Here is a 19,336-nt window from a genome sequence, read left to right as displayed (position 1 = left end):
TAGCCAATTAGAACCACCAGTCGCTCAATGGCGTATTATTGTAATACTTTAAATGTTCAGTAAAAAATTGTAACGCTTTGTCCTTTTGATTAGTGTGTATCAACACCAACAAGTAAGTCTGGAAAAAAAGCTCTATCTGTGCATCGCTTCCACCTAATTGTGCACATTCACCAATCACCGGCTCCATCAACATCAAGGCAGTCTTATAATCTGCATCGGCAAAGGCATAAATACCCTGACACAAAGGTAAAACGACATCGCCCCATAGAGCATCAGAAGAAGGTGAGCAGGCATAAGACTTCATTCTTTTCAACGACTCATCCGCTTCGTTTTTATAACCTGCCCTCACCAGACAATAAATAAAATGAGCATTAGTAAACCCTGTATAATATTCCAAAGGATGAGCCCCCAGATGCTCTACTATCTGATTTAATAATTTGTCCTGCGGTAAACCTGCCATATCCATACGCCATAACAGGGAAATAGTATCCAACTGCTCAAGTACAGTATCAGGCATTGCCCCTGCAATATGGGGGTATAATTTTTTAATTTCCTCTTCATTACGATTTGCCAAATGAAATAGTGCCAAATGCCAGGTATTATGACCTTTCAACAAAGGTAAAATGTCCTCCCAGGTTTTTTGTAAATCTCGAAGTCTATTGATACCACCAGTAATATCACTTGTTAATAAATACACATGAGCCAAGGTATGATGTGCCCAAGGAGTGAGCAAATTCATTGTGATAGCCTCTTCAGCCATTTCCCTGGCTTTGGAATATTGTCTGCATAACTCCAAAGCAAAGGAATGTATCGCTAAAAAATGTGACTCATCCTGATTCTCGGGAGCGCACCTATCACATACTTTAAGAAAATACTCGGCATTAAAAGCCTGTCCCGTACAATAAAAAAGCCATTCCACAAATTTAAGCGCCAGAGTATCTCTGGGATACCTTTCAAGCAGAGTAACTAACAAACTAATGGCATTGGCATAATCTCGCTTAGACCAATTCGTTACTGCTTCAAAAATTAATTTTTCACGTTCATTCGCTGATTTTAATAACCTGGATGCTGATTGCAAATAATTGCTGGCTTGTTCATTCGCTGCATCTTCTTGTGCATACAAATAAAAAGCAGCCGCATAAGTTTGAATTAATAAATTGTCAGTATGTTTTTTTGCTGAATCCAGAATTTGGATTGCGTTTTGACCGGAACTTAATACTTGTTCATGAAAATAATTGATACTATCTAATGCCTCTATAGAGCCTGTCGTTACTTCCAATCCACGTTGAGTATGCATTCTCGAAATCCTGTCACTGAATGAAGCAATGATTAAATGATAGCACAAATAATAAGCAACAAGGACGGAAGTAACTCTCCAATTAGCTGATAATGTGATCTGATATCACGATGGCATCGGTAAGCTCCAAGAACACTTACTAAAATTGTTTTTCCCGACCAGGAATTAATACAACATCAGATTAGCCACTTACCCCGAATCATGCTTTATCATTTAACTGAATTACCATTACCTGAATTGGATGGTTAGTTACGTTTTCATCATTATGTAATTCGTCAGGAACGTCTTTGGTAAGATAATACGCCTTACCTTTCTTTAATTTTAAATAGTGTACTTTTCCTTTGTTGTTTGTAATTTTCAATGTCCCATCCGTCAACGCGACCAAAACCCGATCGTTATCATGTCTGTGCATGGGCAAAACTTGTTTTGAAGAGGGATAGATAATTGTTTTCCACACCGTTACCCTGGCATTAGATAATTGTTCAATACGTTGAGTTGATAATCCAGCTGCCTGAAGTGCGCTTGTACCCAGAATAAAGATCATAAGCAATTTGAATAAATTAATTTTTTTCATCATGTTAGATTACTCTCCATTTTCAAATAAAATAAAACCGTATCATTCCGCTAATTCCTCAATTTTCCTTTAACTTTCCGACACATAGCTCACAAAATTGCTATAATTATAGTAGGAGGTCATTGTAAGGAGTTTGAAGATGTTAACTACATTTCTAGCCACAGTGATTGGCTGGTATTTAATCATAGTAAGTTTATTCTTATTATTCCATACTGAGCATGCAAAATCAGCTATGGCAGAGATTATAGCTCATCGCGGATCGCAATTGATTATGGCTATAGTAACCTTGATTATAGGGTTGCTTTTAGTCGTCAGTCATAATATCTGGGTTATGGGCTGGCCTGTTGTTATTACTCTTTTTGCATGGTTAGTCTTGCTTGGTGGTTTAATCAGATTTTTATGCCCAGATACCGCAGTTAAGGTAGGCCAATCATTTGTCGATAATCCAATGAGACTAAAAATAGCAGCTGTAATATTCTTTATTATAGGTTTGTTCCTGTTATTTAATGTCTATTATGTTTATTTGAGATAAACGTAGAGTGAGTGGGTACTGTGGCTCATTTTGTTTAGGGGAAGGAAAGTAAGCGATAAAGGCATTGTCAATTCAGCAGCAAGGAATGCTATGATATGATGCTTAATATGATATGCCTATAACAAAATGACTAGAGCCCAAGCCCATCTTCCTTATCAAACGAACGTTTTTTCAAGCCTCAAAATAATTCCACTCGTTTTGAACTGGTTATTAAAATTCGCTTTGCTCATTATTATAATCGCAGTTTTTATTCCACTCTCACCCAAAATGCCAGCCCCTGGGCTTGATGCCTCTTGGGCAGTAGGGCTCAATCAAGCCATTGCCCAAGGTTTGGCCTTTGGCAAAGACATTTTTTTTACCTTAGGACCTTATTCTTCCATCTATACAAAATTCTACCACCCTGCTACCGATTTCATGATGGTTGGTGGAAGTTTGTATTTAGCTCTGTGTTACTGGATAGCTATTATTTTTTTGATGCAAGGCATTAAATGGCGTTGGAGTATCGCTTTTGCAATACTTCTTTTCAGTATGATTTATGCTCGGGATTCGTTATTTTTTTCCTATTCGTTAATTATTGGATTACTCATTCATAAAGAAATTCATGGAAAAGAGAGTTTCTTAAAAAGCAATTTCTTCACTTTATTTGCTTTGCTTTTTACCCCATTCGGTTTATTTCCTCTGATCAAGGGCTCTCTTTTAATATTAAGCATCATTACCATGCTTTTATGTTCTTTCTTTTTGAGCCTTTATAAACAGCGCACACTTGCTTTGCTCGCTCTGGCATCTCCACTAGTTTCCATGTTGTTTTTTTGGATAGCATCCGGGCAGTCTATTTTCCATCTGCCATCTTATATCAGTAACACTATCTCGCTTGCCTCAGGTTTTACTGAAGCCATGGCAACCGAAGGAGACAATAAAGAACTAATAGTATTTGGGATTACCTCTTTTTGCATTCTCTTATCCATCCTCCTGCAAAAAAAGCTCTCACCATTATCCAAAGCATTCCTATTTTGTACCTATTTTGTCTTTCTTTTCCTGTCTTATAAAACGGGGTTCACAAGACATTTTGGTCATGCTTTTATTGCCGGCACCTCTGTTTTGCTTGCCTCTTTTTTATTGCCGTATTTAAATTCCAACAACAAAGTAACAGTCCCATTATTAGCTCTATCCCTTTATACAGCGAGTTATATCAACGGGCACTATACCAAAATATCCGTTCGCGATAATTTCATTTCCACCTATACCGCCGCTTATTATGGTCTTAAAAACAGAATTCAAAACAAGAATTGGTTAAAAGAAAATTTTTCATTAACTATGAATTATTTGAAAACCCAGGATAATTTTCCCATATTGCCAGGTACTACCGACATTTATTCCTATAATCAAACGTCATTAATCGCATCAGGAATGCAATGGTCACCAAGGCCAATCTTTCAGAGCTATTCTGTTTTTACTGCAAACATGGCAGAAATCAATAAGAATTACCTTTTGAGTGAGAACAAACCGGATAACATCATTTTTAAAGTGGAACCCATTGACAATAGAATTCCTTCAATGGAAGACGGTATGAGTTGGCCAACCCTGATTAATCATTATCAACCGGTGCGTTTAGATAATGATTTTTTATTTTTAAGAAAAAAACCAGTCAATAAACCTCTTACTTCTTTAGTGCCATTAAAAACAGAAATTCACACGCTTGGAGAACAAGTTAAAATACCTGATACCGATATACCTCTTTTTGTCGAAATAGATATTGAACCAACATTTTGGGGGATGTTAGCGGCTACCTTTTTTAAGCCTCATCAGCTTGAAGCTAATTTGGAATTAAAAAATGGTACCCTAAGACAATACAGGCTCATTGCCAATATGGCAAAATCCGGTTTTCTATTATCGCCTTTCATAGAAAACAGCGCTGAATTTGGATTGTTATTTAGCCAGAATAATTACCTGGCAGGTAAAAAAGTTATTTCATTTTCCATTAATTCAAAGCAAGTGCCTTCCTCACACTGGCAAACAAAATATACTATCCATTATAAAATTTTATCCAGCAATAATTAAAACAGCCTAGCTGAAGCAATAAAAATAATATAAGTCAGGTCTTATTTTCTGGATTTTTTTGTTTAAACTTTAAACAAACATCTTCCCAAAAGTAAAATTAACAAGTAAAATTATGTATTAAAATAATTCATATAGTTTTATATGTGTCTTTAGGGTTCTTTTTATGGCCAAAAAATATCGAACTCCCATCCCATTGTCAGAAAAGATGAAAACTCTTAAAAAGAATCTTCAGGATCAACTTGCACAATCCAAATCGTTAGGCGAGCAAATTCATGCTGGAACAGCCACAGCATCAACCATAACAACGGGGGTTAGCCATGTGTTTAATGTCATTAATTCTTTCTTAAGCGCCTATCGACAAATTCCACTGGTAGGCGGAATACTGCAGCTGGTGGCCACACTAGCCAAATCAATTTCTATTGTGAGTGATCCGGAAAAACCGATAGCCGAAAAAATTGTATCATCCATTCTAATTGCTGCTATTATCGCTCTTTCTATTACAGCGATCACGCTCGGTGGACTGGCTGCCGCGATTATTGGAACAATAATCGCCTCCACAGTAACTATCATGGAGGGTTTCGGATTCTTTGGAAAAATTGCTGAAAAATTTCAATTGGCAAATTCCTACAAAATGAAAAAAGAATTTATAAATCTTGTAGCGAAACGTATAGAACCAGACAATGATAAATATAATGACTTATTCGAAATTCGTGCCATAGAACTCCAACATGAACTTGAGAAATCTTATCCCAATAAAATGGAACAACAACAATTAAAAGAAGAGTTGAACTTCATTAATGCAGTACTTAGGAAAAAAAATATCATCCCTGGAAACAATAAAGAGAGCGACGCTTACAAACTAAATCAACTCTATACTAAACGCGCTGAGCAATTGAAAACCCTTGTAGATAAAATTGCTTTAATCAATTCAATTATAAAAAGCACTGAGCAAAAAGAGCTCTTAAATGAAATCAAATCATTACAAAAAGAAATAACTAAAACTGACGATAGCATAGAAGAAATCATAGCCCCGCTTGCTAAAATAGAACGGGACAATTTGAAATCTACCATTAATTTGCCATTAAGTTACAGTACCTTTGCTATAGCAGCGGCCAGTACTTTAATATCGATAGCCGGTTTACTTGTGGTAGCTGGCGTGATTGCTGCCCCCCCGATTATGGTTCCTGTCATGTTTGCAGTAGGTAGTGTTATGGCAATCATTGGTTTAATCAAGTGGACCGCTGAAAAAATGGCTGAAACAGAGGATGCTCAATTAAAAGCAGAAGAAACTGCGAAACACCAAGACGCAGTTTTGGATGAAGCATTAAGTGTTTATGAGCAACAATTAAATCTTGATTTAGCCAGTCATTCAAACCCTGCAAGACAGGTGAAAAGTTTATTAACAGTTCACGATAAAAAGCCTGCTTTGTCGCCAACTGAAAGTACTGTGAGCTCATTAGACTCCAGATTTACTTTATTTGGTTCATCTTCTCGAGAGCAGATAAAAGTAACAGAACAGAAAGCCGCTGAAACAACCAATGAAAAAGCACCCACAACGTTTGATTCCATACCAAAACCAACTCGTTAACAAATATCATAAATTTTTATAACTTTGTTATAATTGATTTATAAATAAGCAATTAAAGCATCATACCTGGTGAGTGAATATAAAAATCAATTCAATTAAGAGAAAAATCCATGGCTGGAAATAAAGGACTTGACCGTTTTCACAATGCCCAAAATAGCAATACTTATGGCTACGATCACGCATTCAGAGAAATACAAGAAGGAAAAAAAAGCAGCCATTGGATCTGGTATATTTTTCCTCAATTGGAAAATTTAGGCAAAAGCCCGTCTGCCAAGCTGTATGGAATTAAAGATTTTAGTGAAGCATGTGATTATTTAAAAGATCCTGAACTGTTCAAGCGCTATTTTGAGTTAATAAAACTCACAGAGGAAAAATTAAAGAACATTCCTCTATCTCATCTGATGGGTGGTTTTCCTGATGATCGTAAATTCATCTCAAGTTTGACCTTGTTCCAAGCCACTGCCAATTACCTGAGTTCAAAAGAAACGGATTCTCAAAACAAGTATCATGAGCTTTATGAGACCTGTAATAGAATTTTTAAACAAATTGCTCGACAGGGTTATTCTCCATGCCATCAAACCGAGTTACTTGTCAAACATCAATTGAACTCCCCCGTGAAAGAGAAAACAACAGAAAAATCGAATCCACCCTCCCAATAATAATCCCTTTTCATAAAACCATTCCCCGAATAAACCCAATGGCCTTTACAATTTTTTAATCTCTAAGAATTCATTACAAACTACATTAGTCCTCTTGCATAACCTGTATCTTTCGTTTTATTGCTGCGTTGCAAACGTTTCTTGCTCATTTGCTCCATGTAAACTCCGCTCCTCAAAACGTTTGCTCCTTGCTCTAAAACAAAATAATCAGGTTATGCAAGAGGTCTATTATGTATTATTCAAAGGACTCCCATAGAGCGACATGTGCACCAGTCGGATCGACTATAATAGCAAAACGTCCCATTTCACCAGCCTGGGTTATTCCTTTCACTTCCTGAGCACCATGTTGTTTTGCTTTTTTTAAAGCCTCTGATACATCCTGGACATAAATATAAGCCATCCAGTGAGGGGGAATATGACTTTGCTGATCTTTGGGAATTTGCCATATACCTGCCATTTCCTTATCATTACACTGAATTAGAGTGTAGGTCATTTCCTTTGACTCAATCTCTCTAAATTGCCAACCAAAGACTTTACCATAAAAATCCTTTGCTTTTTTAACATCTGAAGTAGCTAATTCATTCCAACAAAACTCTCCAAACGCAGCTTGTGTCATAAGAATCTCCTATAATTTGATTTTTTTAGAACAATTTGATTTATACTCAGGCCTTCTAAATAACTTTAATCTTAAAATCAATGAGTTGCATTGAAGTTATTTAGAAGGCCTGATACGGTTAACCAGCTACTTCCTCACAACTTTCATTACTTGACAACGAATACAACATAATGAATAGTTCACAAAGAATAGTAGACCAATGCTATAAATACCAGCATTATCAGGATTAAATAGTTTTAAGCCAATTTAAAAATTACATTATGAGTCAAAATATCATTATAAACCGATGCGAGTGGGTGGGACAAAACAAACCCCATTATGAGCTATACCATGATACTGAATGGGGAATTCCTGTTCATGATGATGAAAAACATTTCGAGATGCTCATTCTGGAGGGTGCTCAAGCGGGGTTAAATTGGGAAACGATACTAAAAAAACGCGATGGGTACCGGAAAGCTTTCAGACAATTTAACCCGCAAGCCGTAGCTCAAATGACAGATGATGAACTAAGTGCCTTACTAACTAATCCTGAAATTATCCGTAACCGACTTAAAATTTTTTCTACCAGAAAGAATGCAAAGGTTTTTCTGTCTATTCAGCAAGAATATGGATCATTTGATTCTTACGTTTGGCAGTTTGTTAATGGGACACCTATCATAAATCGTCCTGAAAGCATAAGAGCGATACCAGCAACCAGTAAAGAATCAGATGCGTTATCGAAAGATCTAAAAAAACGAGGGATGAGCTTTGTTGGCTCAACCATCATCTACGCTTACATGCAAGCCATTGGTATGGTAAATGATCACATCGTCACCTGTTTTCGAGCCAAATAAGAAGAATAAAAATTCCTGAGAATGTTTCTGACCCCCGGCCGGGATCCTGGTAAAAAAGGGTCATGTTCAATTTTTAATCCCTATTAATACCAAACTGTAATGGCATTGTCTGTCGTGACCTGGACAAATCAAAAACACCATAGCGATTAATATTCTCCCTGAAATACGCTGATAAAATCGATAAATCATCCTTACTATATTTGACTTCTTCAGCAGAAAGCTGGTTCAAAACATTGGTTGTGTTGGCAACAGTGTAGAACATCACAGCATTAGCAACCATCCTGCCAAACGCAATAATTTTTTGCTGAATTATACTATTGTTTTCGTGAATAACGCCGTCTTTGCCAAAGGTGATCCAGTCAATAAAATCATTAAACTCTTCACTTTTACAAGTAGCTGCTTGAATCTTTTTACGAAGGCAACATCAGTAATATAATTTAAAAGAAAAATGGTTCGCACCACTCGTCCCAATTCACGGAACGCTTGATGCAGCTTATTCTTCTTGCTATTGGAGCGCAGCTTTTTCAATATAGTTGACGCTTTGATTTTGCCACTTTGGATTGACATAACAACGCGCAACATATCGTAGTACATTGACTCTATGAGTTGCCAGTTGGGCTCTTTCGATGTAAAAATATCACTGATATGTTGGTATGATTTTTCATTCATTCCAGCTGGTCGGTAAAAATTGAGATGCTTGAAACTACGTATTCTGGGCATAAGTGTTATTGCCAACAAATAAGCAAACCCAAATACCACTTCGTTTTGCGCATGTGTATCCCCATGGATTGTATCTGGACGTAAGGCTTCATCACTTTCATAAATCCCATCGAAAATGTAAATGGCCTCATAAACACCACACGGGATAAAGTTTCCAAACAAAGCAACATACTGATCAGAAACGTGATAATAGCCAATCCCTCCATATTTTCCATAGCGAATATGGTGCTCTGCCAGTAAATTATTGGTATACATATCCCAATAAGTCCCATCAACAGAAGCACTTTCACCATTGCCCCAAATATAAGGCAGCTCAAACTGTTTGTATGCCTTGATAATGACTTCACTAATTTTATTGAGACGGAGCTCAGTAATGTGGTGATTGAATAGCCAAGCAATTTGTTTACGTGAATACTTTTTCAAGCATCGTTCAGCTTGAACTGGGCCAACATTACAACCATATGCGAAACTGGTAGCAATAAACCGCAAATCATAATCATCTATTTTGGGTTCGTACCCTGATAAGGGCTTTAAATGGCGACTGATACCAAGCCAATTTTCCACGTCAGTAAGTACAGAGACGATATCCGTCAATGGCATTTTGGATGCTACCAAATTTGAAAATTTTTCTTGTTGCTGACTCACTTTCTTACTGATAGCTCGCTTTAATACTAGCTCACCGTTGATAATGTTCAAATATTCATTATCGACAAAATTTTGATTCACCTTTTCAGCAGCTTTCTGATGCTCTACCTTTAGTTCTTTTACAAATAGCAGGGGGTCGTCAGACTTACCTATCAGCTCAGCATAAGGCTTTAGGTTTTGGTAAAATTCGTCCCATGGAATAAATTGTTTATTGGGATCATCGTTCTCATAGCTGTTAAGAGCAAAGGCATCGGCACAGTTAATTTCATCCATGGCAAATCTAAAAATAGCCAATTCTAACTTCTGTTTATTAACGGTTCGAATTTGATTGGTGTAACGCTTGGTCTTGCCCTCGGTAATGAACTGAAACCATTGGTCATCAAGCCATTCTAAATTTCTAAACTCTTCTGGATTGATTTCAACATAATCTCCATGGCTTCGTTGGTGTACCAATATGAATTCAACTAACTTTTCTACTAGCACATCTTTTGAAGCTGATTTGATCTCTATCTGCTTCAGTAAACGAAACATAGTATGTCTTTTTGCTTGATAATACTTCAACATTAAAGGTAAATCGTTATCGTCAGCATAAGCCAGATATTGTTCGCAGGCTTCAATTGAAGCATCGATATCATTTGGCAAACTTTGCTCAATAAGCACTAATTTTTCTTCCGGTGTTCGGGCAGTTTGTTTGCTTGCGACGAGTACTTGTTTAAGGCTGCCAATAAGTTGATCTGTTATTTTTTGGTTGGAATTTCTGATTTCCTGTAGCGCTTCCGCTGCATCAGTTTTTATTTTACGCAGCCAGCGTGTCAGCACAGTGACAATGCTATCAAGTGATTTTGCGTACTGATGATATAACAACATGGCTGATAAAGCATATCTTTTGGCTTCTTTAATACGGCGCATATCGGCAATATCTAAAGCCATTGCTTCAGCAACATATTGATCTAAACGGTGCTCAGGAATATCAGAAAGATCAATTGGGCTTTCATCTCGCCACTTACGTAACTGATCCAGGTAATCGGTAAATTCTCGAATGTTTGTGACAGATGGTTTTTTCATTTCTTGTTTAAGATATTCCCAGCCACTAGTGAACTCATGGACTGGTGAGGTGGATAGCAATAACTTATCAAAAAATTGTTTAGTCTCATCGGTAAGTTGGTCGCTAACTTTTTGATACAGTACCGAGCTAACTATAGTTCGAGCAGCACGTGCCAATCTGAGCAATGTTGAAAATGCCGGAATTTCAAAATTGTTTTTGATGAGTTCTTCGAGCATATCATTGATAATATCAGCTAAATTTTCTTTAATAGCCGCAGATTTTAAGCCAGCAGACTTCATTATTGACTTGCGTTGCTGCTTGCACTCATTGATGGACAGAAATTTGCGTATAACTGTTTTGTGGCGCTTGCGTTGTTTGAGCTGCATGTAATTTTGTAGCTTTATTTTATCCACTTTGATATCAATGCAGTTTGCAATATATTCGATAATCGGTTTCGGAATTGTGTTGATTGGAATGTGATAGCCTAAACATTGATAACATTTTAGTGAAAGCATAAAACCAAGTCGGCTATGAGGTGATTTCTCACTGGTGCTTTTATTGAGTAATTCAAGCTCTGCTTTTATTGGCAAAAAATTCTGTTTGAGTTCCTGTTCGTCAGGATTTGGTTTCAATCTTGGATAAGCGGTGTCGTGAATTGCAGTCATTGTGAATTTAAGGTATCTTTTGTGGCGGCCGAAAACAGTAGTTTATGGCCAGGTGAAAATCAAGACTTTTGATCCTTATATTTAAAGGGTTTTCGATGAACGAATTTCAATGGGTTTTTGGCCAGGTATGAAAGCAGGAATTTATGCCAGAGTTTCAACGCATGATCAACAGACGTTAGATCTACAAATTGACGCAATGAAAAAATATGCTCAGGCACGTGAATGGCATATAGAAAGTGAAATTACAGAAATTGGATCAGGAGCAAAAGATAACAGGCCTCTACGTGACAAACTTATCAATCAAGCTAAGCGGAGGCAAGTTGATGTTATTATTGTATGGAAATTAGATCGATGGGGTCGTTCTGTAAATGACCTATTTCGCACCCTTAATGAACTCAATGAATTAGGTGTTGGCTTTATCTCTTTGACGGAGGCATTGGATCTTACTACTGCTACCGGAAGAGCAATGGCTGGGCTGCTTGCAATCTTTGCAGAATTTGAAAGAGAAATTCTACGTGAGCGAGTCAAATCAGGTATTGCTCATGCAAGACAAAAAGGAAAAAACCACGGTCGACCTACAACAATAAAACAGTATGAATCTGAAATAAATCATTTATTTGAGTCTGGATTGAGCAAGTCTGAAATTGCTAAAAGACTTGGCATTGGTCGAACATCGGTAAGACGAATTTTATCCGCACAAGTACAGGAATTATAATGTTAATTATTTTTGGCGGACTGCCAGGAACTGGTAAAACAACAGTTTCAAAAGAAGTGGCCAAGCGCTTAAAGGCCGTTTACTTAAGAGTGGATACTATTGAACAAACTTTAAAAAATTTAGAGGGTTACCCGGATTCATTAGTAATAGGTTCTGAGGGTTATTTATTAAGCTATGCTATCGCGAAAGAAAATTTAGCCTTGGGCTTAGATGTTATTGCTGATTCAGTTAATCCCATTGCCATTACGCGCCATGATTGGCGCCAAGTTGCGAAAGAAGCAAATACTGTTTTTGTTGAAATTGAATTAATTTGTTCTGATAAAAAGGAACATCAAGACAGGGTAGAACGGAGAGTAGCAGATATAGATGGTCATAAGTTACCTACATGGAACGATGTTCTAAATAGAGATTATGAACCTTGGGAGTCAATATCTATGTTGGTTGATACCTCAAGATATACCGTCGATGAGTCTGTTCAAAAAATTATTGATTATATTAAGTTAGAGGCCTAGTTCAGTGGAACCTACTGTTTTTTCAAGCAATACCGAATTTTATGAGCAAAATTTTTCTAGCTTAAGTTATCCTTCTACAATAATTGAGGATAAGCTATTTGAAAGATGCCGATTTATCAGTGCAAATTTCTCTGAATCTCAGTTCATTCGATGTAAATTTGTTGACTGTGAGTTCAATAGTTGCAATCTAAGTGCGGTTCAATTTAAGGCTTCATCATTTAACGACATTACTTTTTTCAAATCAAAAGTCACAGGTGTTAATTGGACTATGTTGAACTGGCCACATATTCGACTATCGAGTCCGTTTCAGTTTTACAATTCCATTATATCGCACTCAAGTTTTTATAGCCTGGAACTGCAAGAACTGGTGATTGAAGCATGTATTGCACATGATGTTGATTTTAGAGAAGCGGATTTAAGGCGCGCCAACTTTAAACTAACTGATTTTGAGAAAAGCCAATTTGTCCACACAAAATTGTATGCGGCTGATTTTACAGAAGCCCACAGCTATTCCATTGATCCAACTCAAAATGATATTAGAAAAGCAAAGTTCAGTTTGCCAGATGCGATTCATTTGCTTGATGGATTTGATATCCAGATTATCTAAAAATAATTATGCTTGCATGGTATTAAAGATTGAAATTTGAACATGACCCTTTTTTACCAGGATCCCGGCCGGGGGTCTTTCTAAAAAAACCCAATTATCTATCATGCCCTGCTCTAACAATAAATTGGAAATTCAGTTTTCAATATGTTGTTAGAGCAAGCCATGATACTGAAACAATTCCGTTCAGGTTCTTAAGCTGAGGGTAATGTAAGGGCCGCCTACAGAAAAATTACTTTGTGTGTGTTTGGCGCTCGATGTAGACAAAGAACCAGTATCCAAAGCAATAACATTGGTATTTGTTTCATAACTGGATAAAGGATTAAAATACAAGGCCCCCATATAGCCAGCTTCAAAATTCAAATCCCAATTTTGTTTCAATGAGTAAAGATAACTTAACCCAATTTTGGCATCCAGGGCTGGAACCAGTTGATTGACACTGGGATTAGCAAGCCCTTCACGATTTACATAGATTCCAGCGATAATCAATTGCTGAGAAGTTCCTGTGAATTGGTATTGAGCCGGTTGCATTCTGCCATACAAGACCGAGCCGGCGAGTTGTCCAACCAAATTGAACCCATGAGAAATATTATAACTATTATTGAATCCTAATCTCGGCCCGACACCTTTGTAAGTGGATGTATTATTTAATGAAAGTATAGGGAGTGAAAAGCCACGAAAAGTGGATATCAGCTCTTCTTTGATCCAGGCACTGCTTAATCCTGTAAAAAGTCTTGTCTGTAATTTGGAACCGAAGTTAATAAATTTTCCTACATCGAGATTAACCGCGTCATAATTAAAGTCAAGACTGGCATGTGCAAGCTTTAATAAAGCCACTCCTGTGATTTGACCAGAAGGAGTAGGAGGAGTACCAGTCTGAGAAAAAGGAGAGATCCATTGCGATGTAGGATTCACAAAGACATTATCAGTATCATTGGTCCGCAGATGTGACCAGTTTAACTGCAAATCGCTTCCAGAATTGGCAAATACATAACGCCCTCCCAGATTAAACCCAACTTGATAATCTGGATTAAAAGTAACGACCTGCCAATTAGGCGATGGTATTGGCAGTACTGTAGTAATCACACCCCAACCTAAATTATTCGCTCCCGGTTGCAGATAAAAAGCAGTCGCAGAAAATTCATACCCGGATTTTAAATTAGGAATGAAAACTCGGAAAAGGTCGTTGTTTTCAATTGCTCCCGCATCACCGGCATAATTGCATACACCAAACAACAGTAAAGTAATTCCCATAAGTAATTGATGATATTTCTTCATATTTAATGAATCCTCCCTAATGCATGATTTCTATCAATCAGAACTTACGAAAAACCCCAATCTCTATGTTAAAAAATGTTTTTAATTCGGTCATTTAGTTTATCTAAACTCCCTCATTAAAAACATTTTTTGCCTTGACCTTGGGGTTTTCGTAAGTCCTGTCAATCAAAATAAACTCCAAAACCAAGTTTTTATTCTTTAGTCTATGGATTTCAGCGATGGACCAATCGAACAGCGATGAGTAAATCTGTGGAATTAAGTTTAAGATTTATGCCTGAATTGGTACAAATTTCCAGGCAATCTTAGCATAGGAAAGATATAATGTATTGAAAATTCATTATTAAATTCCCAGGCGGGATTAAAATTTATCCCTTAAGGGGATAAGTACCTTCTTTTATTGGCGTATTAAACGAATATTTTGCCCATCAAAACCACAAGGCTCTGTTGACCTGATGGGATTGATATCCAGACCTCCTCTTCTTGTGTATCGTCCATAAACAGTCAATGATTCAGGTTGGCAAAATCGCATAATGTCGGCAAATAGGCGTTCAATGCACTGCTCATGAAATTCATTATGATTTCTGTATGAAATCAGGTATTTAAGCAAGCCCTCATGATTTATTTTTTTACCTTTATAAGCAATTTGAACGCTTCCCCAATCCGGCTGATTAGTGACCAGACAGTTTGACTTGAGCAAATCAGAATACAGTACTTCTTCAACTATTTCAGGTGAAGTTGAAAGAAAACCAGGGGTCACATGATAGACAGAGCATTCAATATCAAGCCCATCAAGGCAAATACCGCTGAATGCAGCATAAATAGTTTGATTAGCGATTTCCGATAACGGGTACACATTAACAGCTACTTCAGAGCCAATGCACTGACTCAAATCTTTGCGGATAGTTTGAACAACCGTTTCAACATCAGGAAAAATCGTGTTATTCAACGAGTTAAAATAGAGTTTTAATGATTTTGATTCAATAATGCATGGAGAATGACAATCATAAGAAATAACAGCCATAGCAACAACAGGTTTCCCTTTGGGGTTTAACCAGGACACCTCATAATGATTCCAGCAATCAAAACCATGGAAAGTGATGGAGTTGGGATCCAAATTAATTTCCTGGCGTTTTGGGCCCCTGGGGATAGGATACAATCTTTCAGGATTGTAGTGATCATCATAATTTGAAGTTTGCCCAAGCTCCGACTGATTTGCTATATTCTGATAAGTACTTTCTAGTTCCTTATTCATTATTGATGCCTCCAAAATAGTAATAATTTGCGCTGTGCTATACCAATTGATTGCTTGCCCGGCTTCAATTTGCGTTGCAATATAGTTTAACAAAGAAGACGCTTCATTAATTTGTGCCGCCTTTTTCTCCAAAGCCTTGGCCTGTAGAGCAAGTGAAGTTTTTAGATTAAAATCAGGATGCTGGATAATTTTTTTGATTGAAGCAAGTGAACATCCCAGGAACCGCAATGTAGTTATTTGCTGCAAGCGTAATAAATCATCCGATGAATACAGTCTGTAATCCGACTCTGACCGTTTTGATGGCTTTAGTAAATTAATTTCATCATAATATTGTAAGGTACGAATACTTAATGAAGTCAGTTTGCTGATTTCTTTAATCTTATAAAATTTCATTTTGTAACTCTAAAAAACAAAATGATTATAATCTATCACGTTACGTGAGGGTCAATATTTTATTAAAAAAATGAAATAAACCATATTTACAGGACTTACGCCCCCCTAGGTCGAGGCAAAAAATGTTTTTAATGAGGGAGTTTAGATACACTAAATGGCCGAATTAAAAACATTTTTAACGAAGAGATTGGAGTGTTTCGTAAGTCCTGGTTTAATGAGAGATACTGGAAATACCATTTAAAGGAGTCCATTTACCCATGATTAATCAACAGATAGAAGTATTCTTGCAATCCCCTGCTTTTGCTGTAGTTGGCGCCTCCTCCAATAGAGCAAAATACGGCAACAAAGTATTGCGATGCTATCTTCAGAATAGCAAAAAAGTCTATCCTGTAAATCCACATGAAACGCTGATTGAAAGCTTGCCTGTTATTCATTCAGTAAACGATTTACCTGATGATGTGCATAGTATTTCTATTATCACTCCTCCATCCATCACTGAAAAAGTTGTAAAGGAAGCCTTCAAAAAAGGAATTAAACACATATGGATGCAGCCGGGAGCCGAGAGTGACTCGGCCATTCAATATTGTTTGGATCACAAGCTTAATGTCATTTCCGGAGGAGCTTGTATATTAGTCGCCATGGGGTATAAAGAAGATTAGGAAAAACAATAAGCTATTTTGTAGCCTAAAATAGCTTATTTGATTTTTTACAATCCTGGTTGATTATTTAGTATCCCTGAATTGCTTTAATGATTCATTGACAACACTTTCAAGAGTTCTATTTTCTATATATTTTTCTCTCAAAAAACTGGCATCACTGCCTTTGTGAGTGATTTCATAAATATGCTCTAAAGCCAAAGTACTGTTTAATCGATTAGCATAAGGCTTTAATCGACGTAGTGTCGTTAAAATATCTTCTCGAAGCACAATTTGCTCATAAGTTTTTGGATGCACCAGAGTTCCATCCAGACCAAATCGACAGGCTTGAAAACGATTGTAATTGTACACAAGATAATCATCTTCGTGAGGAGGAGATTCTTTATTTTCCAATAAATAACTGCAAAGCGCTTGCATATAACAAGCTAAAGCGGCTGCTCGCTCAACCGTAAGGGGACTATCACACACTCGCATTTCAATTGTTCCAAATTCAGGTTTCGGTCTTAAATCCCAATAAAAATCCTTCATGCTTTTAACAATACCAGTATGCTCCATTTTTTCGAAATAACCGAGAGAAAACTCATCCCAGTCTAATACAAAGGGAGCCCGTCCGCTTAATGGGAAGGCAAACACCGAGTTCAATCGAGCAGAGTTATACAAGGTATCCTTACTCTGAACGAAGGGAGATGAAGCAGACAATGCAATAAAATGAGGTATATAACGATTTAAAGAATGAAGTAAAAAAAGCGCTTGATTACCGTCCTCACAACCAATATGAATATGTTGCCCAAAAATAGTAAACTGCTTGGTTAGATAGCCATATAATTCAGACACCTCTATAAATCTGGTTTTATTAAAAATTCGCTGATCAGACCACATTTGAAATGGATGAGTTCCTCCACCACAAATGCCAACATTTAATCGATCTCCGACTGCAACCAGAGCATCACGTATATGAAACAGTTGTTTCAGTAATTGATCATATTCTTCATGCACATCTGTCGCTATTTCTAACATACTTTCTGTGATTTCCGGCGTAAAACTGCCTGGAAAAGACGAGCGTCCTAAAAGTTCCAATATATCAGGACTGGCCGCAGTCAAGTCAAAATTACTTAAACTGATTAATTGTAATTCCAGCTCAACACCCATAGTCAGTAAATTCGATGTTTTGAATGGTTGTAAAGGCATTTCAAAACTCCTTCATTGCAGGGATCTCGTTCGCTTTAATTAAAGCGCGTTGAACCATTATTGGACCTAATATTTCTAAAATCAGGGCAACCATAGCTAGTGGGGCCAAGGTATCTACCAAATTAATACCAACATATCGACTCTGTTCGAGAATCAAAATGACGAAAACAGAGATAGGTGTCATAGCCAAACCAGTCAAAACGCCCTTCCTAAATGAAATACCACTGATATGAGCAAATAAACTAATCCCTGCAATTTTTGCTATGAATCTTATCGTTATAATTGATAATCCTATCCAGACACCTGTTACAACCCTTTGCCATTCTATGGTTGCTGCAATAAATAGAAACAATAGTACTGATAACAAATCACCTAATGTGCCAAATCCTGGTTGTGAAGGATTGAATACCATTCGTCCATGGCGGGAAACCAGCCCAAATGTCAATGTAGCTAACACTGGAGACAATTTTAGGTTATGGGTTAAAATAACCAGCAGTATCACAGCACAGGCAAATGCCAACGTATTGTCTTGGCAAGTACTTTTAACCGTTTTAAGCATAATAGGCATTATCACTCCAAAAATGATGCCCCAAATAATTGAAATGGCTGTAACCGTTAAGCTGGCATACACTGCTTCCCAAATGTTTCCTGAAGTTCTAAAAACAACTAAACCAATAATTACTTTGAATAAAAATACCGCTAACACACAATTGATTACGGAAAGATGTAAAACACGTTCTGTCACTTGACCTGCACTACGTTGTTCATTGATCACCCTGACTACAGTGGCTGGTGAAGTCGCCATTGACAACGATGCCAATAAAAGGCAGGTCGAAGTTTGTAACCCAACGGATTTCACTACAATATAGACCAGACAAAAAGTTAAAGTGGCCTCAGTAATACTGGATACCGCGACCCAGGGATTATAACTTAACCAACGTAAATTAATTCTGTAGCCTGATTCAAACAAGATTAGCCCAAAACCAATATTGGCTAAAAGTAAAATAGATGGTGGTTGAATAGACGGCAATAATCCTATTTGAGTTGATGCGAGTGAAAATCCTACTATCGCATAGATACTAATATGAGGCAATTTTGCCCATCGATATCCAAGTTCTCCTGCAAACCAGGCTATCAACATACTGATAGGCCAAGCTAAGTCGGTTATAATTTTTCCAACATCAATCATCCATACCTCCTCTGAAAATCCGACCTTACTTTATAACATACATCGATTTGTTTTGCAGAATTGAAGTATTTTTAAAACAATATAAAATAATTAGGACTTACGAAAAATCCCAAGGTCGAGGCAAAAAATGTTTTTACTAAGGGAGTTTAGATAAACTAAATGACTGAATTAAACACTTTTCTTAACAAAGAGATTGGGGTTTATCGAAGTCATGATAGTTTCTTGTCCAATTGGGAAAATCAATAATAGTGTATTTGCTACCCACCAAATTAATGAAAATAAAAAAGAAATCTCAACAATTTCTTATGTTCATAAGC

General features: G+C 37.0%; 15 protein-coding genes and 4 pseudogenes. 10 read left to right on the top strand and 9 right to left on the bottom strand.

Annotated features, from left to right (window positions below; genetic code table 11):
- Positions 1–7 precede the first annotated feature (7 nt).
- Positions 8–1,297, bottom strand: a complete 1,290-nt coding sequence (locus CC34_RS0115745; protein WP_027228445.1) for a tetratricopeptide repeat protein — start codon at positions 1,295–1,297, stop codon at positions 8–10.
- A 199-nt stretch (positions 1,298–1,496) separates the two neighbouring features.
- Positions 1,497–1,874 (bottom strand): cupin domain-containing protein, encoded by a 378-nt coding sequence (locus CC34_RS0115740; protein WP_027228444.1) that lies wholly within the window; start codon positions 1,872–1,874, stop codon positions 1,497–1,499.
- A 136-nt stretch (positions 1,875–2,010) separates the two neighbouring features.
- On the opposite strand from CC34_RS0115740, the gene CC34_RS0115735 reads away from it, so the two are divergent.
- The 4 genes and pseudogenes from CC34_RS0115735 to CC34_RS01000000116705 all read left to right on the top strand — a co-directional run.
- On the top strand, positions 2,011–2,403 hold the full coding sequence (locus tag CC34_RS0115735) for a hypothetical protein (RefSeq protein WP_027228443.1): 393 nt from the start codon (positions 2,011–2,013) through the stop codon (positions 2,401–2,403).
- A gap of 126 nt (positions 2,404–2,529) precedes the next feature.
- The gene (locus tag CC34_RS0115730) at positions 2,530–4,461 is read left to right on the top strand and encodes a hypothetical protein (RefSeq protein WP_027228442.1); all 1,932 of its coding nucleotides are present in this window, start codon (positions 2,530–2,532) and stop codon (positions 4,459–4,461) included.
- A gap of 163 nt (positions 4,462–4,624) precedes the next feature.
- On the top strand, positions 4,625–6,049 hold the full coding sequence (sidA, locus tag CC34_RS0115725) for a T4SS effector SidA (protein WP_028378186.1): 1,425 nt from the start codon (positions 4,625–4,627) through the stop codon (positions 6,047–6,049).
- Positions 6,050–6,159: 110 nt separating this feature from the next.
- Positions 6,160–6,705: pseudogene (locus CC34_RS01000000116705) on the top strand (DUF1810 domain-containing protein); the annotation flags it as partial.
- A 238-nt stretch (positions 6,706–6,943) separates the two neighbouring features.
- Here the strand turns inward: CC34_RS01000000116705 and CC34_RS0115715 are convergent.
- Positions 6,944–7,324 carry a VOC family protein gene (locus CC34_RS0115715; protein WP_010946356.1) on the bottom strand — a complete coding sequence of 127 codons (381 nt, stop codon included), beginning with the start codon at positions 7,322–7,324 and terminating at the stop codon, positions 6,944–6,946.
- A 260-nt stretch (positions 7,325–7,584) separates the two neighbouring features.
- Between CC34_RS0115715 and CC34_RS0115710 the strand changes: the two genes are divergently transcribed.
- Positions 7,585–8,157 carry a DNA-3-methyladenine glycosylase I gene (locus tag CC34_RS0115710; RefSeq protein WP_027228439.1) on the top strand — a complete coding sequence of 191 codons (573 nt, stop codon included), beginning with the start codon at positions 7,585–7,587 and terminating at the stop codon, positions 8,155–8,157.
- A gap of 73 nt (positions 8,158–8,230) precedes the next feature.
- On the opposite strand, the pseudogene CC34_RS0115700 reads toward CC34_RS0115710, so the two are convergent.
- Positions 8,231–11,232, bottom strand: a pseudogene (locus CC34_RS0115700) (Tn3 family transposase).
- A 109-nt stretch (positions 11,233–11,341) separates the two neighbouring features.
- Between CC34_RS0115700 and CC34_RS0115695 the strand changes: the two are divergent.
- The 4 genes and pseudogenes from CC34_RS0115695 to CC34_RS1000000117820 all read left to right on the top strand — a co-directional run bounded on the left by CC34_RS0115695 (position 11,342) and on the right by CC34_RS1000000117820 (position 13,066).
- Positions 11,342–11,947, top strand: coding sequence for a recombinase family protein (locus CC34_RS0115695; RefSeq protein WP_229309722.1), 606 nt, complete (start codon positions 11,342–11,344; stop codon positions 11,945–11,947).
- On the top strand, positions 11,947–12,459 hold the full coding sequence (locus tag CC34_RS0115690; protein WP_027228435.1) for a P-loop nucleotide/nucleoside kinase family protein: 513 nt from the start codon (positions 11,947–11,949) through the stop codon (positions 12,457–12,459). The genes CC34_RS0115695 and CC34_RS0115690 overlap by 1 nt, the downstream gene beginning before the upstream one ends.
- Before the next feature lie 4 nt (positions 12,460–12,463).
- Positions 12,464–12,670: pseudogene (locus CC34_RS1000000117825) on the top strand (pentapeptide repeat-containing protein); the annotation flags it as partial.
- A gap of 57 nt (positions 12,671–12,727) precedes the next feature.
- Positions 12,728–13,066, top strand: a complete 339-nt coding sequence (locus tag CC34_RS1000000117820) for a pentapeptide repeat-containing protein (RefSeq protein WP_229309721.1) — start codon at positions 12,728–12,730, stop codon at positions 13,064–13,066.
- Between the two features lie 183 nt (positions 13,067–13,249).
- On the opposite strand, the gene CC34_RS0115680 is transcribed toward CC34_RS1000000117820, so the two are convergent.
- The 3 genes and pseudogenes from CC34_RS0115680 to CC34_RS1000000117655 form a co-directional block, all read right to left on the bottom strand.
- Entirely contained in the window at positions 13,250–14,341 is a 1,092-nt protein-coding gene (locus CC34_RS0115680; RefSeq protein ID WP_027228433.1) for an Lpg1974 family pore-forming outer membrane protein, read from the bottom strand.
- Positions 14,342–14,735: 394 nt separating this feature from the next.
- Entirely contained in the window at positions 14,736–15,593 is an 858-nt protein-coding gene (gene queF, locus CC34_RS0115675; RefSeq protein WP_027228432.1) for an NADPH-dependent 7-cyano-7-deazaguanine reductase QueF, read from the bottom strand.
- A gap of 240 nt (positions 15,594–15,833) precedes the next feature.
- Positions 15,834–15,986 (bottom strand): annotated as a pseudogene (locus CC34_RS1000000117655) (MerR family DNA-binding transcriptional regulator); the annotation flags it as partial.
- A 257-nt stretch (positions 15,987–16,243) separates the two neighbouring features.
- Here CC34_RS1000000117655 and CC34_RS0115670 point away from each other — a divergent pair.
- The gene (locus tag CC34_RS0115670) at positions 16,244–16,645 is read left to right on the top strand and encodes a CoA-binding protein (protein WP_027228431.1); all 402 of its coding nucleotides are present in this window, start codon (positions 16,244–16,246) and stop codon (positions 16,643–16,645) included.
- Positions 16,646–16,708: 63 nt separating this feature from the next.
- On the opposite strand, the gene CC34_RS0115665 is transcribed toward CC34_RS0115670, so the two are convergent.
- Positions 16,709–17,830, bottom strand: coding sequence for a YbdK family carboxylate-amine ligase (locus CC34_RS0115665; RefSeq protein WP_027228430.1), 1,122 nt, complete (start codon positions 17,828–17,830; stop codon positions 16,709–16,711).
- A gap of 1 nt (position 17,831) precedes the next feature.
- The gene (locus CC34_RS0115660) at positions 17,832–19,019 is read right to left on the bottom strand and encodes a cation:proton antiporter (RefSeq protein ID WP_027228429.1); all 1,188 of its coding nucleotides are present in this window, start codon (positions 19,017–19,019) and stop codon (positions 17,832–17,834) included.
- Positions 19,020–19,336: the final 317 nt, after the last annotated feature.

Origin of the sequence: Legionella pneumophila subsp. fraseri, from assembly GCF_000586315.1 — a bacterium.
Taxonomy (GTDB): domain Bacteria; phylum Pseudomonadota; class Gammaproteobacteria; order Legionellales; family Legionellaceae; genus Legionella; species Legionella pneumophila_B.
This window is presented reverse-complemented; position numbering and strand designations above follow the sequence as displayed.

Coding starts and splice junctions, on each gene's coding strand:
- sidA (WP_028378186.1), top strand. CDS start 4,625: ATGGCCAAAAAATATCGAACTCCCATCCCATTGTCAGAAAAGATGAAA.
- CC34_RS0115670 (WP_027228431.1), top strand. CDS start 16,244: ATGATTAATCAACAGATAGAAGTATTCTTGCAATCCCCTGCTTTTGCT.
- CC34_RS0115690 (WP_027228435.1), top strand. CDS start 11,947: ATGTTAATTATTTTTGGCGGACTGCCAGGAACTGGTAAAACAACAGTT.
- CC34_RS0115710 (WP_027228439.1), top strand. CDS start 7,585: ATGAGTCAAAATATCATTATAAACCGATGCGAGTGGGTGGGACAAAAC.
- CC34_RS0115735 (WP_027228443.1), top strand. CDS start 2,011: ATGTTAACTACATTTCTAGCCACAGTGATTGGCTGGTATTTAATCATA.
- CC34_RS0115715 (WP_010946356.1), bottom strand. CDS start 7,324: ATGACACAAGCTGCGTTTGGAGAGTTTTGTTGGAATGAATTAGCTACT.
- CC34_RS0115665 (WP_027228430.1), bottom strand. CDS start 17,830: ATGCCTTTACAACCATTCAAAACATCGAATTTACTGACTATGGGTGTT.
- CC34_RS0115660 (WP_027228429.1), bottom strand. CDS start 19,019: ATGATTGATGTTGGAAAAATTATAACCGACTTAGCTTGGCCTATCAGT.
- queF (WP_027228432.1), bottom strand. CDS start 15,593: ATGAATAAGGAACTAGAAAGTACTTATCAGAATATAGCAAATCAGTCG.
- CC34_RS0115745 (WP_027228445.1), bottom strand. CDS start 1,297: ATGCATACTCAACGTGGATTGGAAGTAACGACAGGCTCTATAGAGGCA.
- CC34_RS0115680 (WP_027228433.1), bottom strand. CDS start 14,341: ATGAAGAAATATCATCAATTACTTATGGGAATTACTTTACTGTTGTTT.
- CC34_RS0115740 (WP_027228444.1), bottom strand. CDS start 1,874: ATGATGAAAAAAATTAATTTATTCAAATTGCTTATGATCTTTATTCTG.
- CC34_RS1000000117820 (WP_229309721.1), top strand. CDS start 12,728: ATGTTGAACTGGCCACATATTCGACTATCGAGTCCGTTTCAGTTTTAC.
- CC34_RS0115730 (WP_027228442.1), top strand. CDS start 2,530: ATGACTAGAGCCCAAGCCCATCTTCCTTATCAAACGAACGTTTTTTCA.
- CC34_RS0115695 (WP_229309722.1), top strand. CDS start 11,342: ATGGGTTTTTGGCCAGGTATGAAAGCAGGAATTTATGCCAGAGTTTCA.